This is a genomic window from Streptomyces carpinensis, from assembly GCF_002154505.1.
GTDB classification, from domain to species: Bacteria; Actinomycetota; Actinomycetes; order Streptomycetales; family Streptomycetaceae; genus Streptomyces; species Streptomyces carpinensis.
Genome location: NZ_MUBM01000604.1, coordinates 1 through 8,377, shown reverse-complemented (window position 1 = coordinate 8,377; position 8,377 = coordinate 1). Strand labels below are relative to the sequence as shown.

The following is an 8,377-nucleotide window of genomic DNA, read 5'->3' as shown; positions in this document are numbered from 1 at the left end:
GTTTCCGAGCGGGGGGCGGGCTGATCCGGTGTCGGCATGCGGTGCGGGAAGCCGATGCGCAGAACCAGGGCGGCGAGCGCCGCGGTCAGGACGACGGCCGAGGCCAGGACCAGAGCCTGGTGGTAGCCGTGGTGGAGCAACGGGGTGGCGACCAGCGGGCCGAGGATCTGGCCGACCGAGTAACCGGCGGTCAGCAGAGCCACGGCCCGAGGGAACCGCAGGTGCGCGCCAGCCGCGAGGGCCAGTGTGCTCACGCCTATGAAGGTCGACCCGAAGAGCACCGCGGAGATCAGTGCGGCCGCGACCCCGCCGACCAGCGCGGGCAGGGCGATGCCCACGGCCTGCACGCCGAGAGCGGCGAGCAGCAGGTCGGGACGGGACCATCGGCGTCCCAGCCCGGCCCACAGCGCGGAGGACGGGATGGCCGCCAGCCCCACCAGCACCCAGGCACCGCTGCCGATCCAGCCGGGCGAGGTCTGCTCGATGGCGGCGACCAGGAAGGTCCCGGCGATGATGTAGCCGATGCCCTCCAGCGTGTAGGACGTGAACAGGGTGCCGAACCAGCGATGGGTACGCGGCCCCGACATCCGTATGTGCGTTCCCGAAACGGGCGAGGACGACCGGGGTGCGGGCTCGGGGCGCAGGCCCCAGGCGGCGAGGGTGAGTGCAGCGGCCAGGGCTGCGGAAGCCCACCACGCGGCCCGCCAGGTGGCGACCGTGCGCAGCGTCAGGACCAGCAGACCCGACAGTGCGATGCCGGCGCCGACTCCGCCGAACGCCCAGCCCGGCAGATGGGCCGGGTGGTCGCGCAGGTGGCTGAGCAGTGAACTGGCGGCGATGACGAAGATCAGCGCACTGAAGACGCCCGCGCCCAGCCTGAGCAGCGACCAGAGGGCGGGGGAGTGAGTCAGCGGCATCGCTGCCAGAGAGGCGACCAGCGCCAGGAGGCTGCCGCGCAGCACGACCGCGGAACGCACCAGCCGTGGCAGGAAAGTTCCGGCGAGAGCCCCGAGCAGATACCCCACGTAATTCGCGGTGGCCAGGTTCGCCCCTGCCCCGGCCGACAGTCCGGCCTGTGCGTGCATCAGGGGAAGGATCGGGGTGTAGACGAAGCGGCCCACACCCATGCCGGTCGCCAGTGCGGCAGCGGCCTGCGCGACGTGGATCCAAGGTGAATGGAGCGTGCCTCCCGCGACGGGGGCCTGGTCTCGCGACGGTGCGGAGGTCATGCAGCATTCCTCGAGGGTGGTCGGCGAATCGGTCGGAAGGGCGGGGTGCAGGGCCCGGCGCCGGCCGCCCGGGCGGGGCGGGCTGTGGCGGTCACATGGTGCTGCCGGCCGCCACGGGTCGCCGGGGTGCGGCTTCGAGGCGGTGCCGTCCGTTTCCCAGCTCCCAGACTGCGCCCGTCACTTCGCGGATTCCAGGACCGACTTCCTCCCTCTCGGGAGTCTCAGCCTCCCAAGAGGTCGGGGACGTCGCCGGGCGGTGCCGGGCCGGGACGGTCAGTACCGGGCGCCGACGGGGGACGGGATGGCGTCGAGGTCGGCGAGGTCGGCCGGAGACAACCGGACGTCTGCGCCACCGGCGTTGTCGGCCAGGTACTTTCGGGGTCTTGGTGCCGGGGATGGGGACGACGTGCCGGCCCTGGGCGACGAGCCAGGCGAGGGCGACCTGCGCAGGGGTGGCGCCGATCCGGTCGGCGACATCGCGGACCCTGGCCGCGATGTCGCGGTTGGCTCGGAGGTTGTCCTCCTGGAAGCGGGGCAGACGCCGCCGCTGGTCGTTGTGGGGCAGTTCGTCGAAGGACGCGAAGCGGCCGAGGAGGAAGCCGCGGCCCAGAGGCGAGTACGGCAGGAGGCCGATGCCGTGCTGCTCGCAGTAGGGCAGGACCTCGGCCTGGACGTCACGGGTCCACAGGGAGAACTCGGACTGCACCGTGGTGACCGGGTGCACGGCCTGGGCGCGCCGGATCTGCTCGACACCGACCTCGGACAGGCCCAGGTGGCGGGCCTTGCCGGCCGTGACGGCCTCGGCCAGGGCGCCCCAGGTCTCCTCGATGGGGACCTGGGGGTCGACGCGGTGGAGCTGGTAGAGGTCGACATGGTCGGTGCCCAGGCGGCGCAGACTGCCGTCGATGGCGGCACGGACGTGCTCGGGCCGGCCGTTGGGCCTGACCAGTGGGGAACCGCCGGGGCCGCCGGTGGGGTCGATGGCCTCCATGCCGACCTTGGTGGCGATCACCGCGCGCTCGCGCCGGTCGGCCAGGGCCCGGCCGACGAGTTCCTCGTTGGTGTGGGGGCCGTAGACGTCGGCGGTGTCGATCAAGGTCATGCCCAGGTCGAGGGCCTGGTGGATGACCGACACGGACGTGGCTTCGTCACGCGGGGTGGCCATGTCGTAGGCGAAGCTCATCCCCATGGCGCCCAGGCCGATGACGCCGACCTGAGGTCCTTGGGCGCCCAGAGTGGTGGTGCGCATGCCGTCCTCTGCTTTCGTGTGGGAGTGGGGTACGTCGAGGCCGGTCGCATTACTGACCGACCGGTCGACTATTTGGAACATAGGAGGCCGGGCAGGGGGAGTCAAAGGCCGGGAGGGCTTGGAGCAGGACCGGCTTCCTCGCAGCTGGGAGGCCCGGACTCCCAGCGCACGTCGGTGCGGTGGCGCCCGCGAACGCTACGGCTTGTACGGATCGTCGTCGGGAAGCCAGGCGTCAGGCTCGTGGATGCCGAGGTCGCCGATGCCGTCGGTCAGGGCGTCGACGGTGTTCAGCACGGCCGGGCGCACCTCGCTGCGCCGCCACACCAGGGACCAGGTCCAGTAGACCTTCGGATCGACCACGGGATGTGCGACCAGTTCGGGCGGCAGCGGGGTGGTCTGGGATTTGGGCGAGTTGAGAATCGGTCGGCGCGATCGACGCACATGGTCGAAGAAGGCCGGTCCTGTGATCCCGCCGTCGGAGATGTGCGCCGCGCGGGCGCCGGTGTCACGGACGAGCTGCTCGGCGTAGGCGTTCCAGGAGGACCATGCGGTGACGTCGTCGTCCAGAAGGACCACGATGTCCCGGGCGCGGACCTCGTCCGCGTCATGGCCGGCGGAGACCGCGTACAGGCGGTCGGCGCCGATGAGCCGGGAGTTGAGACCCCGCGAGTCCAGGTCGTCCCGGCGGACCCAGCACACCGCGAGGTCGAGGCTGCCGTCCGCGACCCGGGCGGCCTGGGTGTGCGAGGGCGCGACCCAGGCGTCGACGTGCACACGCGCCACGGGCGAGGTCCGCGCGGTGAGGTCCGCGGGCAGCCAGTTGACGTAGCCGAGCCGGACCGGCTCGGAACCGGCAAGCCTCGCCGCGCGGTTGCGCAGGTCGTCGGCGTTGTCCAGCAGGGCGCGGGCGTGCGGGAGGAGCGCCGCTCCGGCCGGGGTGAGGGCGACCGAGCGGCGGTCCCGGTCGAACAGACGCACCCCGAGGTCCCGTTCCAGCGCCTTGATCTGCTGGGACAAGGACGGACCCGCGATCAGGAGCCGGCCCGCGGCCCGGCCGAAGTTCAGCTCCTCGGCGACCGCGAGGAAGTACCGCAGCTGGCGCAATTCCACACCGGCCATGCTATTGCCTGGTGAGAGGCCCGGCCTACCAGTACGGGACGGTCCTCCTCCGCCACGGCCTGCCCGTGAGCAGTCGCCGTTCAGCGGAGGGCCGGATCCTTCACGCCCGTGACGCCAACCGCTGGAGGATCTGCGTGGCGGGCTCCGCCGTCGCGTGACGGTGGCCCGTTCCGGCCCACAGATTGATGCGCTCCGGATCGTTCGCCGCCGCCGCGGCGCTGCGTATCGGGCTGGTCAAGTGGTGCAGGGCGGGGTAACCGCCCCCCGGGGCCAGGCCGTCGTACCGGTCGGTGAAGCCGTTGCGCAGTGCTCGCGCCGGGCGGCCGGTGAACGCCCGCGTCACCACGGTCCGGCGGCGTGCCGGATCCGCGAGCGCGGCCCGGTAGGGGGCGGAGGTCCCGGCCTCGTCGGCGCGCAGCAGCACGGTGCCGACCATGACCGCTGTGGCGCCGGCCGCAAGAGCTTCGGTGACGGTGTCGGCCGTGGCGATGCCGCCCGCGGCGACAAGGGGCACGGACACCTCCTTACGGACCGCCCCCAGCAGGTCGGTCAGGGGCATGGCCGGAGGCGTGTGCTGCGGGGTCCACGTGGCCGAATGGCCTCCCGCGGCGGAGGCCTGCACGGCGAGTACGTCGACGCCCGCATCCTCGGCGGCGCGCGCCTCCACCGGTGAGGTGACCGTCTGGACCACCAGCGTTCCGGCCGCGCGGAAGGCCGCGACGAGGGCCCGTTCCGGAAGGCCGAAGGTGAAGCTGACGACGGGGACGGGGGAGGAGAGCAGGAGATCGATCTTCTCCGCCCAGTGGTCGTCGTCCTCCACGATGCGGGTCTCCGTGGTGTCGAGTCCGTATGCCCGGGCCGCCGGCGCGATCACGCCGGCGTAGGCGCGGAAGGCTCCGGGATCCACCGGCACGGGATTGGGCGCGAACAGATTGACCCCGAAGCCGACGCCCGCCGAGCGGACGCGGGCGATCTGCTCACCCAGGGTCTCCGCGGTCCTGTACCCACCGGCGAGGAAGCCGAGGCTGCCGGCACCGGCCGCCGCGGCGACCAGTTCGGGCGTGGTCGGGCTGCCTGCCATGGGCGCCGCCAGAACCGGTGCCTCCACCCCGAGGTCAGTGAGCGGCGAAGCCATCACGAGTCTCCTTCCCGGGAACGACGACACGACCGCCGAAGCCCGGCGTCCGTGGCCCGGTCCGCCCGCCGTCGGGCGCCCATGGGCCCACCGTGCCCCCCTCCGAGGGGACTTTCCATGACGTTCTTTCTCCCACCTGATAGGCGCGGCCTCCCATCGCAGGTACAGGACCTGCCTCGCGGGTGCGCCAGCGGAAGCGTGTCTGGCGAATAGTCGACCGGTCGGCTAGCTTCAGGCTGGTGGCCGGCGCGGCTGACAGCGCCGGCTTCGCCCGACTACCGAAAAGAAGGTCGCCATGAGCATTCCCGGCATGAAGGTCGCTGTCGTCACCGGTGCCTCGCAGGGCATCGGTGCCGGCTTGGTGGACGCCTACCGCAAGCTCGGCTACGCCGTCGTCGCCACCTCTCGCTCCATCGCCGCCTCGGACGATCCGAACGTTCTCACCGTCCGGGGGGACATCGCCGACCCCGCCACCGCCGAGCGCGTCGTCGCCGCCGGGCTCGAGCGTTTCGGCCGCATCGACACCCTGGTGAACAACGCCGGCGTCTTCGTCGCCAAGCCGTTCACCGAGTACACGCAGGAGGACTACGACGCTGTGACCGGCGTCAACCTGGGCGGCTTCTTCCGCATCACCCAACTCGCCGTGGAGCAGATGCTCGGCCAGGGAGGCGGACACGTCGTGCAGGTCACCACCAGCCTGGTCGATCACGCCAACTCGGCGGTCCCCTCGGCGCTGGCCTCCCTGACCAAGGGCGGTCTGCAGTCCGCGACCAAGGCCCTGGCCATCGAGTACGCCGGCCGGGGCGTCCGCAGCAACGCCGTCGCCCTGGGCATCATCAGGACCCCCATGCACCAGGAGGAGTTCCACGAGACGCTCGCCGCCCTTCATCCGGTCGGCCGGATGGGCGAAGTGAGCGACGCCGTCGACGCGGTCGTCTACCTCGAGAACGCGCCGTTCGTCACCGGAGAGATCCTCCACGTCGACGGCGGCCAGAGCGCCGGCCACTGACCCGCCGTGCCCGGGCGCCGTCTTCGGCGCCCGGGACACGCGGCGCCAGTCATAGACGACCGGTCGTAGACTCATGCCATGGGACGCACCAGTGATGCGCGAGAGAAGATCCTCACCGCCGCGCAGGCGCTCATCGAACTGCGTGGCTACTCCGCGCTGGGCGTGGCCGAGATCTGCAAGGCCGCAGGTGTCCCCAAGGGCAGCTTCTACTACTTCTTCGAGTCCAAAGAGGCTCTCGCCCTGGCCGTCCTAGACGAGCACTGGGAGGCTCAGCGCAGCGACTGGGCACGGATCCTGCGGGACGACGCGGAGCCGCTCTCGCGGCTGCGCCGGCTGTTCGAGGAGACCGAGGCCGGGCTGCGCGCGGGCCAGCGGAGCTGCGGAACCGTCTCCGGATGCATGTTCGGCAACCTCACCCTGGAGCTCAGCAACCAGACCGAGCCCATCCGCGAGCGCCTGCAGCAGATCTTCGACGCCCAGGTGGAGATGGTCGAGAAGGTCATCGGCGAAGCCCGGGAGCGCGGGGAGGTCACCGTCGGCGACACCCGAGAGGCCGCCCGGTCGATCGTCGCCCAGCTCGAGGGTCAGGTGCTGTTCGCCAAGCTCTACAACAACACCCGGCACCTCGACGGTCTGTGGGGCAACTGCCTGGCGCTGATCGCCGCACGCCGCCCCGACACGGCGGCCGTCGGCTCCTGACCCGCTCGGGGTCACACCGGTGCTCGCTCTTCTCTTTCCGGTGGCGTCGCCGAACCCGCGCGCGTCGATGGGGGCGTGTGCCGGTCGCGTCAGTGGGCGGCTGCCGCGTGTCCGGCCTCAAGACGTCACAGCGGTCTCACGGGCCCAGGTCGGCGGCCAGGCAGGAGAAGGACATCCATGATCCTTCGGGATCGTAGGCGTCCCGGACCGCATCGCGGGGGGTGGCCGCCTTCTCCTCGACCATGTCCTCGTACCGGATGCGCTCCGGCAGCTTCCCGAACCGTGCGTGGCGTGCCGCCGCAGCACTGTCCACGGTGCTCTGAGCCTCCATGGTCAACCTCCGCTCGACGGGTGGCCGATTGAGCCCTCCCGCTCAGCGGACATCAGATCCCCACCCCAGACATCACCTGTCAAGGTGGTGACGAGTTGGACCTGTGGGCAACGTCGCGGCATGTAAAGCAAGAGCATTCGGAGGCATCTGCGGCCATCGCCGCGGATCATCGCCCTCTTGAATGATGACGATGGGCAAGGTGTCGGGGGTGGTGACCCCGCCGCCTCTCACGACACGTGCCCGGGCTGTCCGAGTGTCTCGTCGGCCGTCGCGAAACGCTGCTGCACCGGCTGCAGGCACCCCATGTCGTGGTGCTCCCACAGCGGGCCGCGCCCCTCGTTGTGGAGCACTGTCCATGCGTCGGGGTGCCGGCCCGGCCGCACCAGCCAGTACAGGAGCGCCCCGGTGCCCTCCTCGAACGCCCACGGCAGGACCCGTGCGCCCGGCTCCAGGAGCCCGGCGGGTCTCTCCTCGCCCGCCTCTCACAACTCGGTCAGGACCTCGGCCCGTTCCGCGGCCTGCGCGTGCAGGTAGCAGTCGTCGTAGGTGGCGTCTGGGGCGAGCAGCCAGATCGTCTCGTCGAAGAGTCCGTCACCGTACGTCTGGACAAGCCGCTCGGGTACCGGCTGCCCGGGAGTCGAGGTGGAGGACGTTCCGGCCACCCGCGCGAGGCCGGACCCGGCTCACTGGGCCGGGAGTGCCGGGGTGCCCGGCCTCCTGCGAACGGGGTGCTTGCTCATCACCGAGACCCGGTTGAAGGCGTTGATGAGGATCGCGACCCAGATCACCGCGGAGATCTCGTCGTCGGTCAGGGCGGATCGGGCGTCGGCGTACGCCGTGGCCTGCGCCTCGGCGTCGGAGGGGTGAGTGGTGGCTTCGGCGAGGGCGAGGGCCGCGCGTTCGCGGGGGCTGAACAGTTCGGTGTCGCGCCACGCCGCCAGGACGCCCAGTCGCTGGGTGGTGTCGCCGGCCCGCAGCGCCGCGCGGGTGTGCAGGTCGAGGCAGTAGGCGCAGGCGTTGAGCTGGGACACGCGCAGGTTGATCAGTTCGACGAGGATCCGGTCCAGCCCGGCCGCGGCCGCTGTGCCCTTCACGGTCTCCGCGGTGGCGGTCAGTGCGTGATAGGCGTCAGGGCTCTGCTTGTCGATGAACACCCGGTTCCCGATGCCGGGCGTCACCGCCGCCGTGTCCGTCACGGGGTCTCCTTCGTCGAGAAATCACTGATGATCCGTTCTATCATCGGTCACGTGAATGTTGAATATCGAACTTTTTCTTTGTGGGGAGGGTCATAACCGTGAGTAACGTCGAAGCGCATCCGGTCGAGACGAGATGCGGGGGACAGCCCGACGGTGCGGGTGCCTCCGCCGTCGAGGTGCTCACACCCCGCGAGGTCCCGCTGGGTGGTCCCCGGGCGATGCCGGTCCGGCGCACGCTGCCGCAGCGGGCCCGGACACTGATCGGAGCCTGGTGTTTCGCCGACCACTACGGTCCCGACGACGTGGGCGGGACGGGCGGGATTGACGTCGCCCCGCCTCCGCACACGCGCCTGCAGACGGTCAGCTGGCTCTTCAGCGGTGAGATCGAGCACCGGGACAGCCTGGGCAGT

The 8,377-nt window shown here is 71.1% G+C and carries 9 protein-coding genes and 1 pseudogene; 3 read left to right on the top strand and 7 right to left on the bottom strand.

What is annotated here, in order from left to right:
- From BZY54_RS46860 to BZY54_RS46845, 4 genes and pseudogenes are all read right to left on the bottom strand, one after another.
- On the bottom strand, positions 1 to 1,127 hold a 1,127-nt coding region (locus BZY54_RS46860), incomplete at its 3' end, for a YbfB/YjiJ family MFS transporter (protein WP_086731408.1).
- Positions 1,128 to 1,502: 375 nt separating this feature from the next.
- Positions 1,503 to 2,478, bottom strand: a pseudogene (locus BZY54_RS46855) (aldo/keto reductase).
- Between the two features lie 195 nt (positions 2,479 to 2,673).
- Complete coding sequence (locus BZY54_RS46850) at positions 2,674 to 3,597, bottom strand: LysR family transcriptional regulator (protein WP_086731407.1); 924 nt, start codon at positions 3,595 to 3,597, stop codon at positions 2,674 to 2,676.
- Between the two features lie 100 nt (positions 3,598 to 3,697).
- Positions 3,698 to 4,732: an NAD(P)H-dependent flavin oxidoreductase gene (locus BZY54_RS46845; protein WP_086731406.1), complete on the bottom strand. Its 1,035-nt coding sequence runs from the start codon at positions 4,730 to 4,732 to the stop codon at positions 3,698 to 3,700.
- Between the two features lie 295 nt (positions 4,733 to 5,027).
- Here BZY54_RS46845 and BZY54_RS46840 point away from each other — a divergent pair, with 295 nt between their 5' ends.
- Together BZY54_RS46840 and BZY54_RS46835 are read left to right on the top strand one after the other, a co-directional pair.
- A complete protein-coding gene (locus tag BZY54_RS46840; protein ID WP_086731405.1) occupies positions 5,028 to 5,741 on the top strand; it encodes an SDR family NAD(P)-dependent oxidoreductase in 714 nt (237 codons plus the stop codon).
- A gap of 78 nt (positions 5,742 to 5,819) precedes the next feature.
- Positions 5,820 to 6,440 (top strand): TetR/AcrR family transcriptional regulator, encoded by a 621-nt coding sequence (locus tag BZY54_RS46835; protein WP_086731404.1) that lies wholly within the window; start codon positions 5,820 to 5,822, stop codon positions 6,438 to 6,440.
- A 136-nt stretch (positions 6,441 to 6,576) separates the two neighbouring features.
- Here BZY54_RS46835 and BZY54_RS46830 read toward each other — a convergent pair whose 3' ends face one another.
- The 3 genes from BZY54_RS46830 to BZY54_RS46820 form a co-directional block, all read right to left on the bottom strand.
- Positions 6,577 to 6,771 carry a hypothetical protein gene (locus BZY54_RS46830; RefSeq protein WP_086731403.1) on the bottom strand — a complete coding sequence of 65 codons (195 nt, stop codon included), beginning with the start codon at positions 6,769 to 6,771 and terminating at the stop codon, positions 6,577 to 6,579.
- A gap of 482 nt (positions 6,772 to 7,253) precedes the next feature.
- A complete protein-coding gene (locus tag BZY54_RS54300) occupies positions 7,254 to 7,433 on the bottom strand; it encodes a hypothetical protein (RefSeq protein WP_244217685.1) in 180 nt (59 codons plus the stop codon).
- Positions 7,434 to 7,454: 21 nt separating this feature from the next.
- Positions 7,455 to 7,967, bottom strand: a complete 513-nt coding sequence (locus BZY54_RS46820; RefSeq protein WP_086731402.1) for a carboxymuconolactone decarboxylase family protein — start codon at positions 7,965 to 7,967, stop codon at positions 7,455 to 7,457.
- A 98-nt stretch (positions 7,968 to 8,065) separates the two neighbouring features.
- Here BZY54_RS46820 and BZY54_RS46815 point away from each other — a divergent pair.
- Positions 8,066 to 8,377: pirin family protein (locus BZY54_RS46815; protein ID WP_143668362.1), on the top strand; the 312-nt coding region annotated here is incomplete at its 3' end.

Coding starts and splice junctions, on each gene's coding strand:
- BZY54_RS46845 (WP_086731406.1), bottom strand. CDS start 4,732: ATGGCTTCGCCGCTCACTGACCTCGGGGTGGAGGCACCGGTTCTGGCG.
- BZY54_RS46850 (WP_086731407.1), bottom strand. CDS start 3,597: ATGGCCGGTGTGGAATTGCGCCAGCTGCGGTACTTCCTCGCGGTCGCC.
- BZY54_RS46835 (WP_086731404.1), top strand. CDS start 5,820: ATGGGACGCACCAGTGATGCGCGAGAGAAGATCCTCACCGCCGCGCAG.
- BZY54_RS46840 (WP_086731405.1), top strand. CDS start 5,028: ATGAGCATTCCCGGCATGAAGGTCGCTGTCGTCACCGGTGCCTCGCAG.
- BZY54_RS46830 (WP_086731403.1), bottom strand. CDS start 6,771: ATGGAGGCTCAGAGCACCGTGGACAGTGCTGCGGCGGCACGCCACGCA.